The sequence below is a fragment of the Micromonospora sp. bgisy143 genome (genome assembly GCF_057708145.1).
This window is the reverse complement of record NZ_JBYIRN010000003.1, coordinates 364,917-388,621: the sequence shown is the minus strand read 5'-3', so window position 1 is coordinate 388,621 and position 23,705 is coordinate 364,917. Positions and strand designations below refer to the sequence as shown.

Annotated in this window: 20 protein-coding genes; 9 read left to right on the top strand and 11 right to left on the bottom strand. The window is 70.5% G+C overall.

Features of this window, described 5'->3' with window-relative positions; all coding sequences use genetic code 11:
* Positions 1-78: 78 nt before the first annotated feature.
* A complete protein-coding gene (locus AC3EN4_RS07325; RefSeq protein ID WP_435205158.1) occupies positions 79-2,952 on the bottom strand; it encodes an AfsR/SARP family transcriptional regulator in 2,874 nt (957 codons plus the stop codon).
* 208 nt (positions 2,953-3,160) lie between these two features.
* On the opposite strand from AC3EN4_RS07325, the gene AC3EN4_RS07320 reads away from it, so the two are divergent.
* Together AC3EN4_RS07320 and AC3EN4_RS07315 are read left to right on the top strand one after the other, a co-directional pair.
* Positions 3,161-3,994 carry an alpha/beta fold hydrolase gene (locus tag AC3EN4_RS07320; protein ID WP_435205157.1) on the top strand — a complete coding sequence of 278 codons (834 nt, stop codon included), beginning with the start codon at positions 3,161-3,163 and terminating at the stop codon, positions 3,992-3,994.
* An 11-nt stretch (positions 3,995-4,005) separates the two neighbouring features.
* Positions 4,006-4,857, top strand: coding sequence for an alpha/beta fold hydrolase (locus AC3EN4_RS07315; protein ID WP_435205156.1), 852 nt, complete (start codon positions 4,006-4,008; stop codon positions 4,855-4,857).
* A gap of 68 nt (positions 4,858-4,925) precedes the next feature.
* Here AC3EN4_RS07315 and AC3EN4_RS07310 read toward each other — a convergent pair whose 3' ends face one another.
* The 3 genes from AC3EN4_RS07310 to AC3EN4_RS07300 form a co-directional block, all read right to left on the bottom strand.
* Positions 4,926-5,792 (bottom strand): alpha/beta fold hydrolase, encoded by an 867-nt coding sequence (locus AC3EN4_RS07310; protein WP_435205155.1) that lies wholly within the window; start codon positions 5,790-5,792, stop codon positions 4,926-4,928.
* A 229-nt stretch (positions 5,793-6,021) separates the two neighbouring features.
* Positions 6,022-6,561, bottom strand: coding sequence for a TetR/AcrR family transcriptional regulator (locus AC3EN4_RS07305; RefSeq protein ID WP_435205154.1), 540 nt, complete (start codon positions 6,559-6,561; stop codon positions 6,022-6,024).
* The gene (locus AC3EN4_RS07300; protein WP_435205153.1) at positions 6,558-6,926 is read right to left on the bottom strand and encodes a hypothetical protein; all 369 of its coding nucleotides are present in this window, start codon (positions 6,924-6,926) and stop codon (positions 6,558-6,560) included. Before AC3EN4_RS07300 ends, AC3EN4_RS07305 begins: the two co-directional genes overlap by 4 nt.
* 211 nt (positions 6,927-7,137) lie before the next feature.
* Here AC3EN4_RS07300 and AC3EN4_RS07295 point away from each other — a divergent pair, with 211 nt between their 5' ends.
* A complete protein-coding gene (locus AC3EN4_RS07295) occupies positions 7,138-8,895 on the top strand; it encodes a DUF1996 domain-containing protein (RefSeq protein ID WP_435205152.1) in 1,758 nt (585 codons plus the stop codon).
* Positions 8,896-8,974: 79 nt separating this feature from the next.
* Here AC3EN4_RS07295 and AC3EN4_RS07290 read toward each other — a convergent pair whose 3' ends face one another.
* Positions 8,975-9,748, bottom strand: a complete 774-nt coding sequence (locus AC3EN4_RS07290; RefSeq protein ID WP_435205151.1) for a hypothetical protein — start codon at positions 9,746-9,748, stop codon at positions 8,975-8,977.
* 128 nt (positions 9,749-9,876) lie between these two features.
* The gene (locus AC3EN4_RS07285) at positions 9,877-11,349 is read right to left on the bottom strand and encodes an endo-1,4-beta-xylanase (protein ID WP_435205149.1); all 1,473 of its coding nucleotides are present in this window, start codon (positions 11,347-11,349) and stop codon (positions 9,877-9,879) included.
* A 399-nt stretch (positions 11,350-11,748) separates the two neighbouring features.
* Between AC3EN4_RS07285 and AC3EN4_RS07280 the strand changes: the two genes are divergently transcribed.
* On the top strand, positions 11,749-12,993 hold the full coding sequence (locus AC3EN4_RS07280) for a PQQ-dependent sugar dehydrogenase (RefSeq protein ID WP_422735565.1): 1,245 nt from the start codon (positions 11,749-11,751) through the stop codon (positions 12,991-12,993).
* A gap of 97 nt (positions 12,994-13,090) precedes the next feature.
* Here the strand turns inward: AC3EN4_RS07280 and AC3EN4_RS07275 are convergent, their stop codons facing one another.
* The 3 genes from AC3EN4_RS07275 to AC3EN4_RS07265 all read right to left on the bottom strand — a co-directional run bounded on the left by AC3EN4_RS07275 (position 13,091) and on the right by AC3EN4_RS07265 (position 17,480).
* The gene (locus AC3EN4_RS07275; protein ID WP_435205148.1) at positions 13,091-15,826 is read right to left on the bottom strand and encodes an ATP-binding protein; all 2,736 of its coding nucleotides are present in this window, start codon (positions 15,824-15,826) and stop codon (positions 13,091-13,093) included.
* Between the two features lie 72 nt (positions 15,827-15,898).
* Positions 15,899-16,573 (bottom strand): TetR/AcrR family transcriptional regulator, encoded by a 675-nt coding sequence (locus AC3EN4_RS07270; protein WP_435205147.1) that lies wholly within the window; start codon positions 16,571-16,573, stop codon positions 15,899-15,901.
* A 76-nt stretch (positions 16,574-16,649) separates the two neighbouring features.
* On the bottom strand, positions 16,650-17,480 hold the full coding sequence (locus AC3EN4_RS07265; RefSeq protein ID WP_435205146.1) for an oxidoreductase: 831 nt from the start codon (positions 17,478-17,480) through the stop codon (positions 16,650-16,652).
* 267 nt (positions 17,481-17,747) lie between these two features.
* Between AC3EN4_RS07265 and AC3EN4_RS07260 the strand changes: the two genes are divergently transcribed.
* Positions 17,748-18,203 (top strand): SRPBCC family protein, encoded by a 456-nt coding sequence (locus tag AC3EN4_RS07260; RefSeq protein WP_422735572.1) that lies wholly within the window; start codon positions 17,748-17,750, stop codon positions 18,201-18,203.
* Positions 18,204-18,319: 116 nt separating this feature from the next.
* Positions 18,320-19,873 (top strand): tannase/feruloyl esterase family alpha/beta hydrolase, encoded by a 1,554-nt coding sequence (locus tag AC3EN4_RS07255; RefSeq protein WP_435205145.1) that lies wholly within the window; start codon positions 18,320-18,322, stop codon positions 19,871-19,873.
* A 124-nt stretch (positions 19,874-19,997) separates the two neighbouring features.
* Here the strand turns inward: AC3EN4_RS07255 and AC3EN4_RS07250 are convergent, their stop codons facing one another.
* Both AC3EN4_RS07250 and AC3EN4_RS07245 read right to left on the bottom strand, forming a co-directional pair.
* Positions 19,998-20,894, bottom strand: a complete 897-nt coding sequence (locus AC3EN4_RS07250) for a hypothetical protein (RefSeq protein WP_435205144.1) — start codon at positions 20,892-20,894, stop codon at positions 19,998-20,000.
* Positions 20,891-21,274: a PadR family transcriptional regulator gene (locus AC3EN4_RS07245; RefSeq protein WP_435205143.1), complete on the bottom strand. Its 384-nt coding sequence runs from the start codon at positions 21,272-21,274 to the stop codon at positions 20,891-20,893. Before AC3EN4_RS07245 ends, AC3EN4_RS07250 begins: the two co-directional genes overlap by 4 nt.
* Before the next feature lie 132 nt (positions 21,275-21,406).
* On the opposite strand from AC3EN4_RS07245, the gene AC3EN4_RS07240 reads away from it, so the two are divergent.
* Genes AC3EN4_RS07240 through AC3EN4_RS07230 form a run of 3 tightly spaced genes read left to right on the top strand, consistent with a single transcriptional unit; the run spans position 21,407 to position 23,672 of the window.
* Positions 21,407-21,802, top strand: coding sequence for a GntR family transcriptional regulator (locus AC3EN4_RS07240; RefSeq protein ID WP_422735588.1), 396 nt, complete (start codon positions 21,407-21,409; stop codon positions 21,800-21,802).
* A complete protein-coding gene (locus tag AC3EN4_RS07235; RefSeq protein ID WP_435205141.1) occupies positions 21,799-22,698 on the top strand; it encodes an ABC transporter ATP-binding protein in 900 nt (299 codons plus the stop codon). Before AC3EN4_RS07240 ends, AC3EN4_RS07235 begins: the two co-directional genes overlap by 4 nt.
* A complete protein-coding gene (locus tag AC3EN4_RS07230) occupies positions 22,695-23,672 on the top strand; it encodes an ABC transporter permease subunit (RefSeq protein WP_435205140.1) in 978 nt (325 codons plus the stop codon). The genes AC3EN4_RS07235 and AC3EN4_RS07230 overlap by 4 nt, the downstream gene beginning before the upstream one ends.
* The last annotated feature ends 33 nt before the right edge of the window (positions 23,673-23,705 follow it).

Sequence of the window (23,705 nt, the reverse complement as noted above, 5' to 3'; positions counted from 1 at the left end):
AGGGTTCGGGTCTCGACGACCATCCGAACGCACCGCTGTGCGCGACGAGTGCAGACTGAGTGCTCGCGCGCTGACCGCTCACGACGCGCCGCTCATCAGGCTCAGCCGGGCCCGGACGTAAGCGACCATGGTTCGGTATGCCTCGGCCTCCTCGATGCCGGAGAACTCGATGAGTTCCCGGAAGCCGTTGTCGGCGATCAGGCCCTCGAACCGCTGGCAGCCCTGTTCCGCGCGCGCCCGGTCGCCCAGGTCGAATGCGGCCCGCGCGAGGATCGCCGCGATGGCGCAGCGGGGACCGTTCGACTCACTGATGTCTTCCGCCAACCCCCACTCCGAGACCGTCACCGCTCGCTCGAGCTGGCCGAGTCTCCAGGACGATTCCGCGATGAGCTGCGCGTAGCGGATGTTCAGGTGGTCGAGGTGCTGCACCATCGCGATGGCCAGCCCTTCGTCCGCGGCAGGGACGGCATCGTCGAACCGACCGGATCCGAGGCGCGCCCTCGTGAGTGTCAGCAGCGACACGGCGAGCAGTTCCTGACGCTCCGTACGCCGGGCAAGGGCCACGGAGCGTTCGCCGTAGGCGTTGGCGGCGTCGTGGTCGCCACGCGACAGCGAGAGCACGGCGAGGTTTCGCAGGACGTCGGCCTGCCCGGCGAGGTCTCCGGCGCCTTCGAAGATGGACAGGGCTCGACGGAGGTATTCGTCGGCCGGTGGCAGCGGGGCGAAGACCTCACCGACGGTACGAAGAAGTTCGCCCTCCATCAGCGGCTCGTCGAGCGCGCCGGCCATGTCGAGGATCGCGAGCACGGTCCGTGTCCGGCCCGCGGGGATGGAGTTGCTGCCCGGTGCCGAGGCCGCGAGGACCATGGCCGTCGCGTCGCGCTCCAGACCGTGCGCGAGGGCCAGATCGATCGTCGCCCACAGCGCCGCCCGTTCGCGTGCGTACCAGGCGGCAGCCTGCGACACGCTGTCGAACGATTCAGGCGTCACGTCCGGCGGGACACCGGTGACGGTGCCGACCGGCTGCCGGTGGTGGCTCGCGTACGCGGCCCGGGCGGAGTGCAGGTAATGCAGGACGAGACGTCGCTCGTACTCCGGTCGTTCCCGGTCCTCGTCGAGCAGCTCACCCGCGTAGGCCCGCAGCAGGTCGTGCAGGACATACCGCCCGGACTGCGCCTCGTCGAGCAGGTTGGCGGTCACCAGTTCCGTGAGCAGCGCGCGGGCCCTCGTCCGACTGACCCCGACGACGCTCGCCATCGACTCCAGCGAGACCCCCGGACCCGGATGGACGGCGAGAGCACGGAACACCCGCGCCGCCGATGGATCGAGAGCGCGAAACGACCACGAGAACACCGACCGGACATCGTCGGACGAGTCCGCGCTGGACAACGCGTCGAGTCTGGCGGACGGGTCCGAGACGGCGCTCACGACAGCGCGCAGTGGCAGGGCCGGGTTGAGCGCCACGCGGGCGGCGACGATCGCCAGTGCGAGCGGCAGCCCGGCGCAGAGCGTGATGACCTTGTCCAACGAATCCGGGTCCACGGTGGCGCGGCGGGCGCCGAGCCGGTTGATCAGTAGCTGCCGGGACTCGGCCCTGGTCAGCCGGTCGACCTGCAGATAGCGTGCCCCCTCCCGGGTGACGAGGCTCGTCATCCGGTGGCGGCTCGTCACGATGACCAGACAGCCCTGCGAGGCTGGCAGCAGCGGGCGGACCTGATCGGAGTCGCGGGCGTTGTCGAGGAGGATCAGGACGCGACGACCGGCGAGGCGACTGCGGTAACGAGCCGCCTGGGCGTCGACGTTCTCCTGTGGGGACGACACCGCCGGCTCGCCCAGTGACGCGAGCAACGTGGCGAGCGCCTCCTGCGATGACATGACCCGTCCGTCCGGGTCCAGGCCCCGCAGGTTGAGGAACAACTGGCCGTCGGGAAACTCGTTGGCGATCTGGTGGGCCCAGTGCACCGCGAGGGCGGTCTTGCCGATGCCACCCATGCCGCCGAGCACGGTGATCACGATCGTCGCGTCGCTGAACGCGTCGGACAGCAGGGCGTCGAGCACCGCGGCCGTGTCGTTGCGTCGGACGAAGCCCGCGACCGGCGGCGGCAGCTGCGCGGGCCGCGGGGCGTCCGGTGGGCGCAGCTCGTCCTGCGACGTCCAGCCGCTGGCGAGCAGGTCCCGATACGCCTCGCGCAGTTCGGACCCCGGATCCACCCCCAGTTCCTCGGCGAGACGTTGACGGGTCCGCTCGAAGACCTGCACCCCCTCGGCCCGGTGGCCGGTCGCCACGTACGCGCGCATCAGGCACGCCTGCAGGGCCTCGTCCAACGGGGCCGCGGCGGCCACGCTCACCAACGGGGTCAACGCGGCGTCGGCCATGCCGTGGGCCATCGCGGCCTCGCTGGCCGCGAGCGCCACCGCGATGCGCTCCCGTTCGATGGCAACGAACTCCGGCGAACGCAACGCGCCGGTCGGAAGGTCGGTGAACGCCGGGCTGCGGCCGAGCTCCAGTGCGGTCAGGTACGCCCGCACGCCGGCCTCGGCATCCCCGCCGGCGAGCGCCTCGCGGGCCCGCCGGACCAGCTCGCGGTACATGGCCAGATCGGAGGCCTCGGTCGCGAGGATCAGGCGGTAGCCCGTACCGGCCGGTAGGAGGTAGCGACCGGTTTCGCGGACGTCCAGGTCCGGTTCCAGAATCCGCCGGAGGTTACCGACGTGCCGGTGGATCTGGTTGGCGGCGCTGGCCGGAGGTTGGTCGTCCCAGACGCTGTCCACGATGCTGTCGAGACTGACCGCGTCACCGCCGGCCGCGAGGAGCTTGGCGAGGATGATCCGCTGGCGAACCGGGCCGAGATCGACGTCCGAGCCGTCCCGCCGGCAGCCGAGACCGCCGAAGACCTTGAACTCGCAGTGGGACGGCGGCCCGTCCGGGAGCCTGCGGTCGGGCGTGGTCACGATTGACATCCTAGAGATCAAAGGGTGGCGACTTCGCTCTTCGGCCCAAGCCTGCGGCTTGTTCCGGGTCCGCCGCATCGCCCATCTCTCGTTGTCTTTCGGGCGGTCGACGAAGCCCGGGACTACGTGCTTCGGGTGATTCGCGAAACGGTCCCACATCCGTACCTTCGGCAGGGTTCCACCGCGGAACGCAAGCCAAGGAGAGTGCATGCCCCACGTCAGCGTTGGCTCAGACGGAGCCGACCCGATCGACATCTATTACGAGGATCACGGCGCCGGCACCCCGGTCGTTCTCAGCCACGGCTATCCGCTCAGCGGACGGGCCTGGGAGAAGCAGGTCGCCGCACTGCTCGCCGCCGGATACCGCGTCATCACGTACGACCGGCGGGGTTGGGGCAATTCCAGCCAGCCCGCCGGTGGATACGACTACGACACGTTCGCCGGCGATCTGAATGTGCTCCTCACGACACTCGACGTACGCGACGCCATCCTCGTGGGTCATTCGATGGGAACCGGTGACGTCGCCCGGTACCTGGGTCGCTACGGCACCGGGCGCGTCGCGAAGGCCGTGCTGATGTCGCCGATCCCGCCGTTCCTGCTGAAGACGGACGACAATCCCGAAGGCGCGCCGCAGTCGTTGTTCGATGGTTTCATCGAGGCCGCGCGGGCGGACCGCAACGGGTGGCTCAAGCAGTTCCTGCAGAACTTCTACAACCTCGACGTCTACGGCGGATCACTGGTCAGCGACGAGGCTTTCCAGGCCAGTCTGGACGTGGCCGAGGCCGGATCTCCCGTCGCAGCGGTGGCCTGTATCCCGACCTGGCTCACCGACTTCCGCGAGGACCTGGCCACGATCGACGTCCCGGTACTCGTGATCCAGGGCGACCAGGACCGGGTCCTACCCATCGGGGTCACCGGCCAGCGGCTGCCCGCCTTCATCGCCGATGCGCGATTGCTCGTCATCGAGGGCGGACCGCACGCGATTGCGTGGACCCACGGCGATCAGGTCAACGCCGCTCTACTCGATTTTCTTCAGAAGTGAGAGGAACCACCGTGAAACTGTCCATCCGTCGCCGCCTCGTCTACGTGGGCGCGGCCATCGGCGCCCTGGTCGTGACAGGTGCCGGCATCGGCACCGCGCAGGCCGCCACGAACCACGCCGTGCAGTCGCGCTCCACGGTCAAGCCGACGGTCGTGCTCGTGCACGGGGCGTGGGCGGACGGGTCCAGCTGGGACAAGGTGACGGCCAAGCTCCAGCACGACGGCTACCGGGTGGTCACCCCGCCGAACCTGCTGTCGGGCGTGGAGAAGGACGCCAAGAACCTCCGCGCGTACCTGGACAACATCAGCGGACCGATCGTCCTCGTCGGGCACTCGTACGGCGGCATGGTCATCACGAACGCCGCCCTGGGCGACGAGCAGGTCAAGGCCCTGGTGTACGTGGACGCGTACATCCCGGACCAGCACGACAGTGTGTACGGGCTGACCTCGGCCCTGCCGGGCTCGGTCTTCGCGGCCGAGTCGTCCACCGTCTTCGACGTGGTCGCCAACCCCAACGACGAAGACCCACACAACGTCAACCTGTACGTCAAGCCGTCGGTCTACGGCAAGGCGTTCACCGACAAGAGCATCCCCGCCAGGGACGTCGCGGTGCTCGCCGCCCGGCAACGCCCCCTTGCCTACAACGCCCTGACCGAGGAGGCCACCGAGCCGGCCTGGCGCACCATCCCCTCGTGGTCCGTGATCGGCAAGCAGGACGCCGTCATCCCGGCCGCACAGCAGGTCGTGATGTCCAAGCGCGCCAAGGCGCACACCATCGAGATCAACGCCCCGCACCTGTCCATGGTCACCGACGCGGGCGCGGTCACCAATCAGATCGAGGCTGCGGCCAAGGCGACCAACTGACACGACGGGAGGCCGTGGCATCGCTCACCGCGATGCCACGACCTCCTGGTCGAGGTCTCGACACCTGGTCAGGTGGTCGTGCGTGCCGCCTCCAGGATGACCCTGGTGACCTGGTCGGGATGCGAGATCAGGCCCAGGTGACCGGCGTCGATCCGGGTGATGTCGGCCCCCGCCCGCTCCATCATCTCCTCCTGCCGGGCCGGCGGGATGACGCGGTCCTCGGTACCGATGACGGCCCACGCGGGGATCGTCTTCCACGCCGGCTCGGTGGCCGGCTCCGCCAGGGCGTTGGTGGCCAGGGCGGTCTGGGTTACGGCGAGCACCTCCGCCTGGCGGCGGGGCAGACCGTTGGCGAAGCCGTTGATGAACACCTTCCGCAGGACGTACGCGTCGACCGCACCTTCCGGGGCACCGGGGAACGGCACCAGCCTGAAGACGCTCGTGGGGTCGGTCAGGGCCGGCTCGAGGATCGAGCCGGAGCCCGCAGTGAGTTCCTCCACGGTCTCGCCCTTGTCCGGGGCGAAGGCGTCAACGAACACGAGCGCCTTGACGTTGCTGTTGCCGGTCGCGGCGTCGCTCGCCACGAAGCCACCGTACGAGTGGGCCGCGAGCACGATGGGACCCTCGATCGTGGACAGGAAATCCCTGAGGTAGCCACTGTCGATCGACGGCCCCCGGCTGGGCTGCGGCGCGACCTGGACGTCGAAACCACGTGCCTGGAGTCTGCGGATCTCTCCGTTCCAGCTCGAGCCGTCGGCCCAGGCGCCGTGTACCAGGACGATCGTTGGTCGGTCCCCATGTCCCCCGTCGGGGGTTGGTTGTACACCGCCGTCCGCGAACACGCTTGGGGTGCCTGAGCCGAGCACCGTCGCCAGAGTTACGGCGGCGAGCGCCGCGGCGATGACCTTCGGCCGACGTAGCGAGATTCCGAGCATGCCTGTTCTCCCTCGTTGGTCACTGGTTTCCGAACGTGGGCAGATGCGCCGGGCTGCCGGACCAGCCCTCCGATGCCGGAATGGCCTGCATGATCGCCCAACCTCACGGTACTGACAATCGGTCCAAATGTCGGGCTAAACAGGAATAACGCTCAAGTGTGGTGTTCTTGAATAAATACCCTAGAAGGGTGACGTCCCTTCACCCACCCGGGCGAGCTGCGTCGCGTGGTCAGGGACGCAAGGCGGCAAGGATCAGACCCGCGTAGCGACGCCACACGGCCGGATCGCGTTCGTCCAGCAGGATGAGTTGGCGGGCCACGCCGCACAACACGACGCGGACGTCGAGGGCACCGGCGTCCGGCCGCACCGAGCCGGCCGCCTTCGCCGCATCGAGCAGGCGGGCGATCAGGTCGACAAGCTCCGCGGCGGGCAGCAGACGGCCTTCGAAGAACACCGTCGCCAGGCCGCGGTCGCGGGCGAGATGGCCGAGCAGATCCGGCAGGTAGTCGCGCAACGCGCGGTCGGCGTCGGCGTCGGCAAGGGCGGCGAGGGTACGCGCCCGCAGCGAATCGAAGCCCTCCTGCGCGACCGCCAGCACCAGTTCGTCCTTGCTCGGGTAGCTGCGGTAGACCGTCGCCCGCCCGACTCCGGCGCGCGCCGCCACCTCGGGCACGGTGACGTCCAGGCCGCGCTCGGCGAACAGTTCACGGGCCGCCTCGACGACCCGTTCGTGGTTCCGCAGCGCGTCCGCGCGCCGAGGAACGTTCACTGTCGATCCGGCTCGACGTCGAAGCCGGTCTCGTGGACCTGCTGGAACCGACCGTCCTCGGCCAACGTGGCGAAGTGGTACACCTCCCGGTGGACCACCGTGCCGTCGGTCATGGTCATCCTGTAGCGGTGCCGCTCGGCGTAGTGCAGACCGTCGTACAGCTCGTCGAGCACGGTCACCGTGCCCTCGACCACCGTGTCGCGGATGCCGGCGACCATCTCCGCGAACTCGCCGCGATCGCGCGTCCGGCCGTCGGCGGTATGGACCAGGCCGGGGGCGTAGTACTTGTCCACGGCCTCCGGCAGGGCGAGGCGCGGCTCGAAGGCCACGTCGCGGATGGCGTCGCTGATGCGTACCGGTGTCATCGGGCATTCCTTCCAATATCCGGACCTCCTAGTCCGGATAGCGTCGACGGTACCGGACTCGCGAGTCCGGTACCAGGTGACGCCCGTAACACCCGCCGGCCGGTTCCGGGCGACTTCTTACCGAACCATGACGGGCCGGGCCGGCGTCGACCGTGGCGGTACGCCGGCCCGTACCGAGGGGAGACAGCACACCGGCTTCGAGGAGCGTCTGATGAACCGTAGGAGAAACGGGACCGCACTGGTCCAGACCCGGACGGCCCGGCTCGCCATGGCCGCGCTCGTGCTGGCGGCCACCGGTGCGCTCACCGTCACCTTCGTCTCCGGCGGCGGCAAGGGCACCGCGGATGCCGCCACCAGCTTGGAGCAGTTCGTGCCGATCGAGCAGGTGCCACCGAACGTGCGGGATCCGCGGCCGGCCGCCGGCGCGTCGACCGGCCGGTTCACCGTCGACTGCGGCACGAACGGCAACGGCAAGTTCAGCCCGGACAATCCGGTGGCCCAACCCGGCATCCGCAACGGCGCCGAACACGTCCGCGACTTCGTGGGCAATCTCGCCATCACCGCGAACTCCTCCGACGCCGACCTGGACGCCTCCGGCACCACCTGCCGTAACGGCGACAAGTCGTCCTACTTCTGGCCGGTAGTGCGGATCGACCGAACTGTTCGCAGTGGCAGGCAGGTCCAGCAGGCCCTGGCCCAGACCCGGCCGATGGTCGTGTGCCCCTCGGTCGGCAAGCGGCTCCGCGCCGTCCCCACCGGGGCTCGCGCCACCGTCGACCGTCTGCTGGCCGAACTGGACCGGCAGCAGGCCGCCGCGAACCAACGGATGAGCGCCAGCCGGGGCCGCATCGACGCCGCGTTCAACCGAGAGATCCTGGACCCGCTCCGGGCCCGTCGTGCCACGCTGATCAAGGAGATCACCGCCTCGGTCACCGCGGCCGGCGGCGGCCAGCCCGGCCTGGTCTCGCTTGTCGACTGTGACGTCTCCTACGACGACATGCACGCCCGAATGCCCTACCGCGCCCATCGCGCGAGCGTCACGGCGGCCCGGGCCGCGAATCCGCGGATCCAGTGCCCCAGCGTGCGGGACAGGCTGCCCGGCGTGCCCGCTGGGGCGCTCACCGAGGTGAACCGCAACCTCGACGACCTCGACCGGCAGATCTCCGAAGCCAACGAACGCCTTGTCATCAGCGCCGGCCAGGGCGGACCGGCCTTCGTCGACAACGCTATCCTCGGCCCGCTACGGGCCAAGCGGATCGCCGCGCTCGACCGGATCGCCATCGCGATCGGACGGCAGGCTACCCGCCCGCAGGGTCTCGAAGCGCTCGCTCCGTGCCGGGTGGACCAGGCCCCGAAATCCCCGGCGACGCCGAGCAGCACGCCCACTACCGCCGCGCTCCCCGATCCGCAGGGACCCGACTTCGAACTACCGGGGAACACCGGTGGCATTGTCCGCCCGGCGCAGGTGCTGATCGAGTACCGGGGCAACCCCGCCAGCAAGGTGGTGCCGATGCCGAGGTTCCTTCGGGCCCTCACCGGAGACGCCAAGCCCACCAGCCGTGGTCCGGCCAACGCCCGCGCCACCTGGACCTGTTCGGGCTTCACCGACCGGCTCTCCGACAGGTACCCGATCTGCCCCGCCGGCAGCCGGGTGCAGCGCGTGCACGACTTCCCCGGCTGCTGGGACGGCCGGAACGTCGACAGCGACAACCACCGCAACCATGTCGCGTTCGCCGACCGGGCCACCGGCGTCTGCCCGCAGGGCTTCCGGGCAATCCCGCAACTACGGATCACGGTGGCCTACGACATCCCGCGCGACGTGCAGGTCAAGGGCCAGTACGCGCTCGACTCGTTCCCCGAGGAGAACCACAATCCCTTCTCCGACCACAACGACTTCGTCAACGTCAACTCCACCCGGACCATGCAGCGCATCGCGGCGTGCATCAACAGGGGCAAGACCTGCTCCTGAGCTGCCCCCGGCGCGGGTAAGCGACACCACTGCCGGGGTGCGGCGGCACGGCCGCACCCCGGCAGGCATGGGCTTCAGGTCAGCAGCCGAGCCGCTTGGTCGACAGGGCGATGTCATCGATCCAGAGGTCGAACTCACCCGGCGTCGTGCCGCCCTGGTAGAGCTGCCAACCGATCTTCACCGTGTCGACGGTGGGCAGGACGAAGGGGACGTCGTTACCGCCGTGGTCGTTCGTGGCGGCAGTCAATTCGGGATTCGCCACGCCGTCGATCCACACCGTGACGCGGTTGTCCGCCGCGTCCATCTTCCATTCGAAGCACTGCCAGGTGTCCTCCACGACCGGGGCGGACTCCCGCCAGTTGGTCCAGTCACCGGTCGGGCCCCCGTCGGCGCCGATGCCCCAGAACGTCCCGGGGACCGTGGGCGCGTACTGGCCACCGATCGGACGGACGACCTCCGCGCTGCCGCTACCGGTCGCCTCGACCAGCGTGAAGTGCGCCCAGTCCGGGGCGGTGGGGAAGGCGTCGACGCGCAGCCGCATCCGGCCGTAGAAGCGGTTGCCCGGCGCGGCGAAGTTGTCGACGCGCAGGAAGGCGCGCCCGTTGTCGACGGTGTGGACGTGCAGCACCTGGTTGCCACGGCGGGCGCGCTCGACGGTCAGCGTGCCGTGGCGGGTGTCGACACCCCAGTTCAGCGTGCTGGGCCCGCCGACGGGCAGGCGCTCGAAGTCCTCGCAGAAGAGCAGGCCACGGGGGCACGATCGCGGGGAGGTGTCCGAGGCGGCGGCCGGAACGCTGCCAGTCGCTGCGCCGAGGACCAGGGCGGCGCTGATCGCCGCGAGAAAGCTACGCATGGTCATTCTCCATATCGCCGAGTAGCGGTGGGTGACGGCGGTCCGACCACGACGGCGCCCGGGCCCGGAGCCGTTGGCTCCGGGCCCGGTCAGCGCTCGGGACGCGGTGGGACCGGTACGTGTCGCGGTCAGGGACTGGTGCAGGAGAGGTTGCCGGGCGCCGTGCTGCTGCCGTTGGCCAGGAAGCCGAAGGTGGTCGAGGCGTTCGCGCCGAGGGTCCCGTTGTAGTCGGCGTTACGGACACTGACCGTCCCGCTGGTGCCGGTGTTGATGCCGCTCCAGACGTTGGCGATGGTCTGCCCGCTGGCCAGCGTCAGCCGCACGGTCCAGCCGCTGAGGGTCGCGGAGCCGTTGTTGGCCACGGTGACCTCGCCCTGGAAGCCGCCGTTCCAGCTGTTGACCAGGCGGTACGTCGCACTACAGGCACCCGGCGGCGGCGTGGTCGGCGGCGGCGTCGTCGGCGGAGGCGTCGTGGGCGGAGGCGTGGTCGGCGGAGGGGTCGTCGGCGGGGGCGTGGTCGGCGGGGGCGTCGTCGGCGGTGTGCCCGGCACGGTGGTGGAGGCGGCGTTGAGCGCGTTGAGGACGGCGGTGTACGCCGCCTTGGGGTTGCTGTTGCGGTCGAAGAGCAGCGGGTTCTCGCTGCCGCGCCAGGAGTCGCTGTCCCGGATGCCCCACGTCGTGATGCCGACGCAGCGGGGCACGTTCATGCAGGCCTGGGTCAGGCCCTGGTACTGGCTGGTCGAGGCGTTGGTGACGTCCGCCTCGGTCAACGCCACGTCCACATCGAGTGCGGCGAAGCTGGACAGGGTCTGCTGGAAGTTCCCCGGCAGCGAACTGCCGCCGGTGAAGTGGGTCTGCAGGCCCACGCAGTCGACCGGGACGCCACGGGCCTTGAAGTCCCTGATCATGTTGTAGACGCCCTGCGTCTTGGCGTACGTCCAGTTCTCGATGTTGTAGTCGTTGTAGCAGAGCTTCACACTCGGGTCGGCGGCGCGTGCGGTCCGGAACGCCACCTCGATCCAGTCGTTCCCGGTGGACTGCAGGTTCGACGACCGCCGACTGCCGTTCTCGGCGAAGGCCTCGTTCACCACGTCCCAGTACGCGAACTTGCCCTTGTAGTGCGCCATCACCCCGTTGATGTGGCTGATCATCGCGTTCCGCAGGGCACTGCCGCTCAGGCTCCCCCAGAACCTCGGCTGCTGGGCGTGCCAGGCCAGGGTGTGACCACGGAACCGCATGCCGCGCTGGGCGGCCCAGTTGTAGATCGCGTCACCGCGCTGGAAGTTGAACTGGCCGGGGTTGGGCTCGGTCGCGTCGGGCTTCATCTCGTTGACGGCCGTCATCATGTCGAACTCACGGCTCGCGATGGTCAGGAAGCCGGAGTCGTTGAGACGGTCCGACCCCATGGCGGCGCCGAAGTAGCGGCCGCTGCGCTCGGCCGCGGCCTTCAGGGTGGTCCCGGGCGTTCCGGGGAGATCGGCCCGGGCGAAGGTCGCCAGCGCCATCGAGGACACCGTGATCGCCAGGGCACAGGCCCCGCCCAGGAGCAGTCTGGCGGGCCCCCTGGTTCGGCGTCTGGGTCGAGCGGGTACGTCGTTCATCTGTGCTTTCTCCTCGGTGTTCGGTCCGGTCCGTTGCCCGAACCGAGGCACGGAACGACGATCGCCGCACGGCCGACGACCCGGAGCACGCGCTCGCCGCTGGACCAGCACGCCACAGGTGACGTCGAGCCGGCGTCAACCCCGCCGCGCCCGAAATCGGTGGCCACCGCCGGCTGCCCGGCCCGCCCGGTGGATGACGATCACTCCGCGCCCGTACGCCCCTGCGGAGTGACACTGCCCTGCCGCGATGCTATATCGAATCAGTTCGATCTGGGCAGTCGGCGGTCGAGGACGTTGACTCGGACGGCGGACGACCAGCGGGTTTGGCATCGACTTGGATCGATGTAGTGTGGAAACGCTCCCACACCACCCTCCACCCACCTGACCGAGGAGCCGAACATGCAGCGACGGCGACATCGCCCGGCCACCACGCTGGCCGGGCTGCTCATCCTGACCCTGTCCGCCCTTCTGTTGCCACAAGCCTCGGTGGCCGGCAGCGCGGCAGCCGGCACATCCCGCGCCCGGGCGGTGCCCCTCACCGAGCTGACCGTGGTGTCCGAACGGGTGGCGTTCGGTCTGCAGCGTCCCATCGCGATCACCGGCCTGCCGGATGGTCGGATGCTGATCGCGGAGAAGAACGGCACCGTCCGGGCGTACCACCCGGACACCGGCCTGGCGGCCGCGCCGGTGCTCGACCTGACCGCCCGGATCGACACGTCCGACAACGAGCGCGGCCTGCTCGGCATCACGCCCGCGCCGAACTTCGCGCGTACCGGGATGCTGTACGTGGCCTACACCAGCCTGCCGGCCGGCGCGCTGACCCTGGCGCGGGTGCCGCTCGGCGCTCCCGACCGGCTACAGGTGCTGCTCACCCAGGAGCACGCCGAATTCGGCAACCACAACGGCGGACAGGTGGCCTTCGGCCGCGACGGCTACCTCTACTGGTCCACCGGCGACGGCGGCAACGCGAACGACCCGTTCAAGAGCGGTCAGAACCTCGGCACCCTGCTCGGCAAGATCGTGCGGATCGACGTGAACCGTAGCTGCGGCGGCAAGCCCTACTGCGTACCCTTCGACAACCCGTTCGTCCGCACGGCGGGCGCACGGCCGGAGATCTGGGTCTACGGGCTGCGCAACCCGTGGAAGTTCTCCATCGACCCGGTCGACAACTCGCTGTGGATCGGCGACGTCGGCCAGGGCCTGATCGAGGAGATCAACCACATCCGCCCGTCGCAGCGCGGCGCGAACCTCGGCTGGTCCTGCAAGGAGGGCACGCCGGTCTTCGACCAGACGCAGTGCCGGCCCGGCGTACGGCTCACCGACCCGGTCGTCGAGTACGAGCACTACCTGACGGAGAACTGCTCCATCATCGGCGGCCTGGTGTACCGGGGATCCGTCACCCCGGAGGCGCGGGGCACCTACATCGCGAGCGACTACTGCTCCACCCGCGCGTTCGCCGTGCGTCAGACGTCCACGGGTGGCTACGAGTCCGCCGAGATCGGCACCTTCCCCACCCAGCCGACCGCGTTCGGCGCCGACGTGAACGGCGAGCTGTACGTGCTCAGCGACCTCCCGGGCTGGCTGAGCAAGGTACGGTTCGAGCGGGTCCAGCCCACCCCCACCGCCGGGGCGGCGCACCGCTGAGCCTCGGGGCTACCCCGTCGCATCCGTGACACCACCGTGGACGGCCGCGCACCCGCGGCCGTTCACGGTCGGGCGACACATACCGCAGCGCCTACCGTCAGGGGCGGGGCGGGCTGACGTCGATCGCCGCGCGGAGCTCACGTCGGGACGTGATGCCGAGCTTGGTGAAGATCTTGCGCAGGTGCCACTCGACCGTACGCGCGCTGAGGAACAGCGCGGCGCCGATCTCCCGGTTCGTCCGACCGGCCGCCGCCAGTCGCGCGATCTGCGCCTCCTGCGGGGTCAGCTCCTCTGCTACGCCCACGGCGCGCCTGCGGACCGTCTCGCCGGTGGCGGCCAGTTCCCGGCCCGCTCGCTGGGCGAACGCCTCCGCCCCCATCGCCGTGAACGCCTCGTGGGACAACCGCAGCTGGGCTCGGGCGTCGCCACGGCGGTTCGACCGGCGCAGCCACTCCCCGTACAGCAGCCGGGCCCGGGCCAGTTGCAGGCCGAGCTGCGTGGTGGCGAGGCGGTCGATGGCTGTCCGGTAGCGTTCGTCCGCCTCCGCGTCCGCCCCGACGAGCGCGTCCGCGAGGGCCTGCGTGCCGATCGCCCAGTCCGTCGCCGCCGGACCGGTCCGTTCGGCCAGGCGGTCGCGGGCCTGCCTAGCGACGGCGTCCGCCCCCGAGCGCGCCGCAGCCTCGACCAGCTCACCGAGCGCCCACTGCTGAACGGCTAGGTCATCCCGCTCGGTCGCCCACCGCACGGCGACCAGCGCCGCCGGATAGTTGCCGAGTCCGTTGAACAGCACCGCCCTGCTGTAGCCGGCGACACTGAACAACCAGCCCATGCCAGCCGTGCCGGCCTCCTTGGCCAGGGCGTCGATCAGCTCGACGGCCGACTCCTCCCGACCCCGGTACGCCGCCAGGATCACCGCGGTCGCGGGGTGTGGCGACGGCCCTGCCGCGTACGCGAGGGTCTCTGCCTCGCCGAGCAGATCGGACGCGTCGGCGAACCGACCGGCGAAGATCAGCGCGGTGGCCCGGAACGTCAACGCGGTCGGCAGCAGCGACAGCCGCCCGGTCTCCCGCGCGAAGGTCACGGCCCGCTCGGTGAGGGTGTGGAAGGCGACGTCGTCCCACACCTCGTGCAGAACCAGGCCGACCAGCCAGGCCAGGTCCACATCGGCCTGCACGGTGACCGCGTGCAGCGCCCGGGCGAAGAGCGACACGGCCGCCGCCTGCCCGTCGAGGCTCCACGCCGTGAAGGCTGCCAGGAGCAGGCCGGCCGGCTCCGGACCCTCGGGCACCCGCCGGGCGGCCCGGGCGACGAGCCGCAGGTCGTTGCCGCCGAACCGCCCGGCGTTCACGGCCGCACCGACCGCCGAGAGGTACGTCTCGCGGGCCGCAGCCGGATCCAGCGCCTCGAGCCGGCGAGCGGCCTTGAGAATCGGCGGTACCGCTGCTCGGCCGGAGTTGACAGCGAACGCGACCCGGGCCCGCAGCCGCTCCACCTCAGCGCGCTGCGCCGGGTCCAGCTCGCTCAGTTCGGCGGCGGCCAGCAGGCCGGCTACCTGATCGGTGGCGCCGGAGGCGAATCGGGCCTGGGCTGCCGCCAGGATCCGCCGGCCGCGGGCGCTGGAGTCGGCGGTGAGCTCGGCGGCCCGCTCGAGGAAGGCGGCAGCGGCAGCGCGACCGCCACGGGCGAGCGCTCGGCCGGCCGAACGTTCCAGCTCACCGGCGACCTCCTCGTCCGGCCCCACTGCGGCATGCGCCCGGTGCCAGGCGCGTCGGTCCGGGTCCTGCTGCGGGTCGGTGACGTCGGCCAGTGCCCGGTGCACCGCGCGCAGTTCGGCGGGCTCGGCCGAACGTCGGCTCGCCGAGCGAACCAGCGGATGGCGCAGCCGTACCCGGGTGCCCAGCTCGACCAGGCCGGCCGCCTCGACCGGCACCGCTGCGGCGGGACCGACGCCGAGCCGGTCCACGGCGCGCCAGAGCAGCGACACGTCTCCGACCGGCTCCACGGCGGCGGTCAGCAGCAACCGCCGGCTGTCGGGCGGCAGTGCCGCGATTCGGTGCTGAAAACCCATCTCGACCCGGCTGGCCACCGGTGTCGCGCTGTGCCCGCCGAATCCGAACGCCAGTTCCGCCGGTGACAGGCCGCGGGGCAACTCGATCAGCGCAAGGGGGTTGCCTCGGGTCTCGGCGACGATCCGATCCCGCACCTGGGTGTCGACCAGCCCCGGCAGCACCAGGTCCAGCAACGCTCGCGCGTCCGCCTCGGGAAGGCCCTCGACCCACAGTTCCGGCAGGCCGTCGAGGAACTGCTCCTCGGTGGGGCTCCCCACGGCGAAGAGCAACGCGACCGATTCCGCGTCCAGACGGCGGGCGACGAAGGTGAGGATGACCTCGGACATGCGGTCCAGCCACTGCGCGTCGTCCACCACGCAGACCAGGGTCTGCTCGGCCGCCGCCTCGGCCAGCAGGCCGAGCACGGCGAGACCGACGAGCAGCCCTTCCGGCGGCGGGCCCGCCTGGAGGCCGAACGCGGTGGCGAGCGCGTCGCGCTGCGGTCCGGGGAGCCGATCCAGGTGTTCCAGCAGCGGAGCGCACAGGAGCTGGAGCGCCGCGTACGCCAGGTCGGTCTCCGCCTCGACACCCGCGACCCGCACGACGCGGTCGGGCCGGGTCCGCTCGGTCACGTGGTCCAGCAGCGCGGTCTTGCCGACCCCGGCCTCGCCGCGCAGCACCAGCACACGGCTTTGACCGGCTCGGACGTCGTGCATCAGCCGGTCGAGCAGGTCGCGCTCACGTTGTCGGCCGAGCAGATCGAAACCCATGTTGTCACTCGGCACGTTGTCTCCCAGGCGAAATTACTACACCGCGGACGGCCGCCGTGGGCGGGCCGGACAGCACGTCGGTACGGACTACACCGTCAACAGGCCGGTGACGGTGACGACGAGTGCGCGGCTGAGCCGGTCGGGAAAGTCGACGCGGGAGTTGGCGAGCAGCGGATCCCGAACAGCCTCCGCGACGGCGGGCGAGGGATTGGCGAACGGCCAGAGACCCGCGATCAGCAGGATCGACAGGGCCACGAGCTCCCGGGACGCCGGCACGGTCAACGCGGGGATGCGTTGCCTGAGCAGCCCGGCGAGGCGTACCTGCAGGTCCGTGTGGGCGAGTTTGAACGCCCGGACGGCCTCCGCGGAGATGTTGCGTTCGAGTTCCGTGCCGAGCGAGCTCCAGAGTTCGCAGATCAGCGGTCGGTCGGCCACCGAACGGGCCAGGGCGTCCACGACGGCGGCGGGCGACGGTGGGTGACCGGCCGTCGCGTGTGGCAGCTCGGCGGGAAGGTCGTCGAGCCACCTGTCGATGGCCTGGTTGAGCAGGGCGAAGAAGACCGCCTCGCGGGTCTCGAAATAGCGCACGACGTTCGTCTTCGACAACCCGACCCGCCGGGCGAGTTCACGGAGGCTGATGTCGCTCACCGGCATCTCGGCCACGAGTTGCGCCGCGTTCTCGAGGATGGCGCGTCGGCGAGCCTCGCGCTGCTCGGGCCTGCGGGCGCGTTGGAAGCTCGGCGGTTGATCGCTGGTACTCATGGCTCTACCTCTGAACGCTCCCCTGTCACCCGCGTACCTTACGCGGCCCGCCCACCGACCCCCGCGGAGACGACGGTCAGGCGTCGTAGCTGACGGACTCGCTCACCGTGCGCCACCTCGCGTCCGATGCCGCGAGAGCTGTCGCGGCCGCCTGTGCCACCGCCACCGCATCGGCGCCCAGCAGCAGACGCACCGGCGGATCCGGAACCTCGGTGAGGTCCAGGATCACCTGGGAGATTCGCGCGGGGTCCCCGGACTGGTTGCCGTCGGCGGCGCGCAGGCGGGCGACCACAGGTTCGATGACCGGCTTGTAGGGGTCGCTGATCGGCAGCGTCGTCATCGACGATCCGGCCCAGTCGGTACGCATGCCACCCGGCTCGGCCACGGTGACCTTGATCCCGAAGGGTGCCACCTCCTTGGCGAGGACCTCGGAGAATCCACCCACCGCCCACTTGGCCGACTGGTACGCGCTCAGGCCCGGGCCGCCCACCCGCCCGCCGACGGAGGAGATCTGAATGATGTGGCCGCCGCCCTGCTCACGCATGGTCGGCAACGCGGCACGGGTCACGTTGACCACCCCGTGGAAGTTGGCGTCGACCTGCGCGCGGAAATCGTCCTCGGGCATGTCCTCGATCGACGCGACGTCGGCGTAGCCAGCGTTGTTCACCACGACGTCCACGCGTCCGAACGCCTCCACGGCGACGCCGACGGCGGCGCGCGCCGCGCTGGCGTCCGTCACGTCCAGCGCGACCACGCGGACCCGGTCGCCGTAGGCGTCGACGAGGTCGTCGAGCTGCTCGGGCCGCCGGGCGGTGGCCACCAGGCGGTGACCGGCCCGCAGCACGGCTTCGGCGAGTTCCCGGCCCAGTCCGCGGGAACTTCCGGTGATCAACCAGGTCTTGCTCATCTCGTACCCCTCTTGGGTTGTGTGACCGGTATCGGCGGCGGCCGTCGCGGTCGGGTTCTTCCCACGCGCGCCGACCGTCACGACTTTAGAGGCCAGTGGACTCTTATTACGCTAGCACGGTGTCCACCGGCCGGCGGCGAGGTGTTGATCGAGGCCCGGATCGACCAGGGGGTCGAGGCGAGAAACCAGGGTGTGACACGGGCTCACCCGAGCCTGCGGTCGGCGAGCCTGGAGGGACGTCAGCCGGAAGATCCAGGAGAGCGCGCCATGTCGGTCATTCACTTCGTCGAGAACACCACCGCGACGCCGGAGCAGGTTCTTGCCGCCCTCACCGACTTCGGGCCGGGCCGGTCGGAGGTGTTCGGCAACAGCGCCGACGAATATCTGGCCGTGCACGGCCAGGGTCCCGACTGGGCTGACGTCACGGAAGGCTCGGGCGGCATCTGGGAGCGGCTGCGCTACGACTGGTCGAACCCCCGCCGCGTCACCATGACGACGACCGATTCCAACATCTGGGGCGGCCGGTCGGGCCACACCTACACGCTGACGCCGCAGCCGGACGGGACGACCGTCCTGGACGTCGTCGTGATCCGCGAGGGCAGGAACGTCAAGGGCCGTTTGACCGGCATCCTGCTGGGCTCGGTGGGTAAAGGCGTGCTGCGCAAGGCGTTGCAGAACACGCTCAGGGTCGTCGAAGCCCGCAGCACCGCCATCGGTGGTTGAGCAGGCGGTCGGCGTCGGGCTACGGACACCCCCGGAGCCACCGGATGCCGGGCCAGGGGGTGAACCAGTGCCGCACCCTGGGGTCAGGCCGACGAGGGCCGGTGAGAGTGGTGGGCATGAAGCGACGCTTGATGCTCCTGACGGCCGCGGCAGTTCCGCTCGCGGCCTCCCTCCTGCCCGTGGCCGTCAACGCCGCCACGCGCGACGGCGGCCCCACCGCCGCCACCACCTGCGCCGCCGTTCCCGTCTCCGCGCCGTCCGGCACCCGGGTGGTGTCGGTCAAGGCGGCCTTCAGAGCCGGAGGCGACTTCACGTTCCCCTCCACCCCGGGGCTTCCGCAGAATCCGCCGATCACGGCAGTGCCCGACTGGTGTGACATCAGCGTCGTCGTGACCCATCCGGGCGCGAACGACACTGTCACCATCAAGATCTCGCTCCCGCAGGATGCGAAGAACTGGAACGGACGCTTCCAGGCCACCGGCGGCAGCGGTTACTCCGCCGGCGACCTCAGCGATCTGAGCGTCCCACTGATCAGCGCGGTGAAGGGCGGATATGTCGGCGCGGCCACCGACGCCGGCGTCAAGACCGGCCTGGACGCCAGTTGGGGTCTCACCGCCGACGGAAAGACCAACACCGGGCTGCTCACCAACTTCGCCTCCCGCTCGGTGCACGACATGGCGGTCATCGGCAAGGACGTGGCCAACAGGTTCTACCGGCGGGCGGTGACGTACTCGTACTTCACCGGCTGCTCGACGGGCGGCCGCCAGGGTTACGCGGAGGCGCAGAACCACCCGACGGACTTCCAGGGCATCCTGGCGAACGCGCCGGCGATCGAGTGGAACCGGTTCGAGATCGCCACGCTGTGGTCGCAGGCGGTCTACAACGAGGAGAAGGTCGCACCCTCGCAGTGCGAACTGAACGCCTTCAACACCGCGGCGGTCGCGGCCTGCGACACCCTCGACGGCGTCCGGGACGGCGTCATCGACAACCCGCAGGACTGCAGGTGGGACGCGCGTCGCCTGGTCGGCACGAAGGTCGAGTGTGACGGTGCGGAGATCACCATCACCAGGGCGGTGGCCGACGCGGTCAACAAGATCTGGGCCGGGCCGGTCGCGCCGTCCGGCAAGAAGCTCTGGTACGGCCAGAACAAGGGCTCCACGTTCGCCTTCATCGCCAACCCGGGCGCACCCTTCCAGGTGCCCGACCAGTGGGCCAGGTACTTCGTGACGAAGGACCCGTCGTTCGACAGCACCAAGCTGACCTACCGGACCTTCACGCAGCTCTTCACCTCGGCAACGAGGCAGTACGACGACGTCATCGCCGACAACGACCCGAACCTGTCGGCGTTCGCCAGGGCCGGCGGCAAGCTGCTCACCTGGCACGGCCAGTCCGACCAGCTGATCCCGACCGAAGGGACGGTCGACTACCGCAGGCATGTCAACGCCGTCTTCGGCGGCAACAAGCGGGTCGACGACTTCTACCGCCTCTTCCTGCTGCCCGGCGTGGACCACTGCGGCACGCCGCTGTTCAGCACCGGGCCGCTGGTGAACCCGGGCGCCGACCTCGATGCCCTGGTCAACTGGGTGGAGAAGGGGCAGGCCCCGGCGACGCTCCCCACCACGTCGGTGGACGGCAAGACCACCAGGAACATCCACCACTACCCGCGATGACGTACCGCCGCCGCGTCGCGGCCTGAGCTGAACCGCACGACCGGCGGCCCCGGACCGACGTCCGGGGCCGCCACCGTCACCGACCCGGGGCGACTCGGCCGAGGCCGGGCCGCCACACGGCCGATCAGGCGCGGGTGCGCTGCCGCAGCCGGGTCGCGACGACCGCGCCGACTGCCAGGAGAACCGCGACGACCAGGGACGGCAGGGCGTCGGGTCGGCGCAGCAGCTCCCCGGCGGACACGCTGTTGCCCAGTTGGTGCAGGGTGCCCAGCAGGAGGGTGGGGACGACGGCGATCAGCAGTCGCTGGTCGGCCGTCGCCACCCACAGGAAGGCGGCCGCCCCGACGATCACCATGGTGGCGGCAACCAGCCGCGCGCCCATGTCGACCACGCGGAGGCCCTCCGCGGAGATCAGATGCAGGACGAGTAGGCCGGCCGTGACCAGAACGGCGTTGGCCCGAGGCACCGGCTGGACGTCCGCCGGACGCCGTAGGCTCACCAGGATCAGGGGCGTGGCGACAACCGGTGCCCACCACTGCGGCAAACCGTTGAAGACCAGGTACGGGGAGATCACGGTCGGCACCACCGCCGCGGCCACCACCAGGACGGCGGCGGCGCGGGTGCGGCCCGCGACGAGCGCCACCAACACCGCGCCCACCATGACCTCGTTGACGACCTGGTTGCGCAGGACGGTCAGGGGGTCGGAAAATCCGCCGAACTGGAACGCGTCGACGAGGTCGTCCAGACCGATGAGCGCACCCAGCGCGAGCACCGCCATGGCACCCAGGTGAATGCCCTGCCAGAGCAGTACAGCCGTGGGCCGGAGCGCGGTGCTGCCACCGTGCACCCGCAGGCCACCCCGGATCAGCGCGGTCGACTGTCGAACGTCGGGCCAGCGCCGGGTGGTGGACTCGTCACCGATCAACGTGTCGATCAGTTCGTCGGCACGTTCGCGACGGTACGCGGCCGGATAGGCCCGCAGCAGCAGGCGGTAGCGCCTTTCGAGTACATCGGAACTCATGCTGGTCTGATCCTCGCGGTAGAAGGTTGACGGGTGCTTGCCTGCGACCCGCCGCGGCGCGGCAGGCGGTCCATGACCACCCGGGCGGCCCGGGCGAGCCGGTCGGCCTCCTCGGCGAGTACGCGGTAGCCCTCGTCGGTGAGCCGGTAGTAGCGACGGGCGCGTCCGTTGACGATCTCCTCTCCGTCGGCGGTGACGAGGCCCTCGCCGAGCAGCCGGTCGATGACCGAGTAGAGCGAGCCGGCAGCGAGTGTCACCCGCTCATCGGACAGCTCGGTCACCCGCTTGATCACGGCATAGCCGTGCAGCGGGCCACCGAGTAGGGCGGCAAGAACGAAGTACGACGGTTCCCGTAGCGCGGGACGCGAAGTCGATCCCATGCCCACGAATATACAAGCAACTTGAGTATGAATCCAAGATGATTATTGTTGGAGCTCCGCACCGCGCGTCGGCTGTTGCGACCGCTCCTCTACTGCTTTACTAGGCATCTAGTAAAGCAGCAAAGGAGCACCGTGTTCGTCTTCCGGCTCGACACCCATTCCGGTGTGCCGCCGTACCTGCAACTCGTCCAGCAGGTCCGTCAGGCGGTGCTGCTGGGCTTCCTCCAACCCGGTGACCGCCTGCCGCTCATCCGCGAGGTGGTCGAGGACCTGGCGATCAATCCGAACACCGTCGCCAAGGCGTACCGGCAGATGGAGCAGGAGCACCTGGTCACCGGCCGACCCGGCCAGGGCACGTTCGTCACCGCGCAGCAGTCGGCCGCGATGTCGGCGTCCACGTACACGTCGCTGCGCCGCGGCCTGGCGACCTGGCTGCGCCGCGCCTACGCGGCCGGCCTCGACGAACAGGCGGTCGACGCGCTCTTCACCTCCGTGCACCAGCAGACCAGGAACGAGGACGTGGCGTGACGGCGACGGAGTTCGCGCTACGCACCGACGGCGTGGGCAAGCGGTACCGCAAGGGCTGGGCGCTGCGCGACTGCACCCTGGCCCTGCCGACCGGCGGCGTGATCGCCCTGGTCGGGCCGAACGGCGCGGGCAAGACCACGCTGTTGCGCATGGTCGTCGGGTTGCTGGCGCCGAGCACCGGCACGGTGGAGGTCCTCGGCCACGACGTCACCGCCAGCACCCCGCAGACGCTGTCCCGGGTCGGGTTCCTGGCCCAGGACCACCCGCTGTACAAGCGCTTCACCGTCGCCGAGATGCTGCGCTTCGGCCGGGCCTGCAACCTGCGGTTCGACCAGGGGCTGGCCGAGCGCCGGTTGGCGAGGCTGGGCATCCCGCTCGACCGCCGGGCCGGTTCGCTCTCCGGCGGGCAGCAGGCCCAGGTCGCGCTGGCGCTTGCCCTGGCGAAGCGGCCCGACCTGCTCGTCCTCGACGAGCCGGTGGCCAGCCTCGACCCGCTGGCCCGGCACGAGTTCCTCCAGGTGCTGATGGGCGCGGTGGCCGAGGGCGGGGTGACCGTGCTGTTCTCCTCCCACGTCGTGCACGAGCTGGAACGCGTCTGCGACCACCTGGTCGTGCTCAACCAGGGCCGGGTCACGCTCACCGGCGACATCGACACCCTCCTCGCCGAGCACCGGCTGCTCGTCGGCCCGCGCACGGCCACCGACCTCGACCGGTCCGGCGCCGTCGTGGAAGCCGTCCACAGCGACCGGCACACGACCCTGCTGGTACGCGACGGCGGGCTCCCGACCGCGCCCGGGTGGCAGGCCCGACCGGTCGCGCTGGAGGACCTGGTGCTGGCGTACCTGCGCCGGCCGTCCGAGCCGAGCGCCGCGGTCACGTCGGGGGTGGCCGCATGACGTGGTTGCTCTGGCGTCAGCACCGGACCGAGGTCTGCGTCCTGGGGGTGCTCGTCGGTCTGTTCGGCATCGCCCTGCTCGTACTCGGGGCGCAGGCCCACGACCTGTTCCCCGGCGGTCCGGCCCGGTGCGCGGGAGCGGCCGGCGTCGACGAGACCTGCGCGGCCTCCTTCCGCCGGCTCGACGAGGAGTACGGGTACGTCGAGAACCTCCTGGCGGCCTTCTACCTGGTCCCCGTCGTCATCGGCGCGTTCCTCGGCGCGCCGCTGCTCGCCCGCGAACTGGAGGACGGCACCTGGCAGCTCGCCTGGACGCAGGCCGTGCCGCGGCTGCGCTGGCTGGCCGCCAAGCTCGCGGCGCTCGCCGCCGTCACCGTCACGCTCACCGGGATGTTCACCGCCGTGCTCACCTGGTTCCGTCAACCGTTCGACGCGTGGGAGGGGCGGTTTCAGTACGACGCCTTCGACCTGGAGGGACTCGTCCCGGTGGCGTACGCCCTGTTCGCGTTCGGCGTCGCCACCGCCGCCGGGGCGATCCTGCGGCGCAGCCTGCCCGCGTTCGGTGTCGCGTTCGGGGCGTTCCTCGCCGCCCGGATGTCGGTGGCGCTGCTGGCCCGTCCCGCGTACGCCACGCCGCTCACCACCATGGGACCGGTTCCCGCGGGCGGCCCGACGGAGCAGGTACGGCACCGGCTCGTGCCCGGCGTCGCCGACTGGGTGATCGAACGCGGCTACGCGGACGCCACCGGGCACAGGCTGAGCAGCGTCGAGTACTACGAACTGGAGGATGCCGCCGACCGGGCCGGCACCAACCTCAACCAGTTCCTGCACGAGCGGGGCGTCCAGCAGTTCGGGGTCTACCACCCGGCCGACCGGTTCTGGACGTTCCAGCTCGTCGAGGCGTCCCTGTTCGTCGCTGCCGCGGTGGTCCTGATCGGTGTGGTGGTGTGGCGGGTCCGCCGCCGTGTGGTCTAGGGCCTGTTCCACGAGGACGGGTCGAGCCGAGGC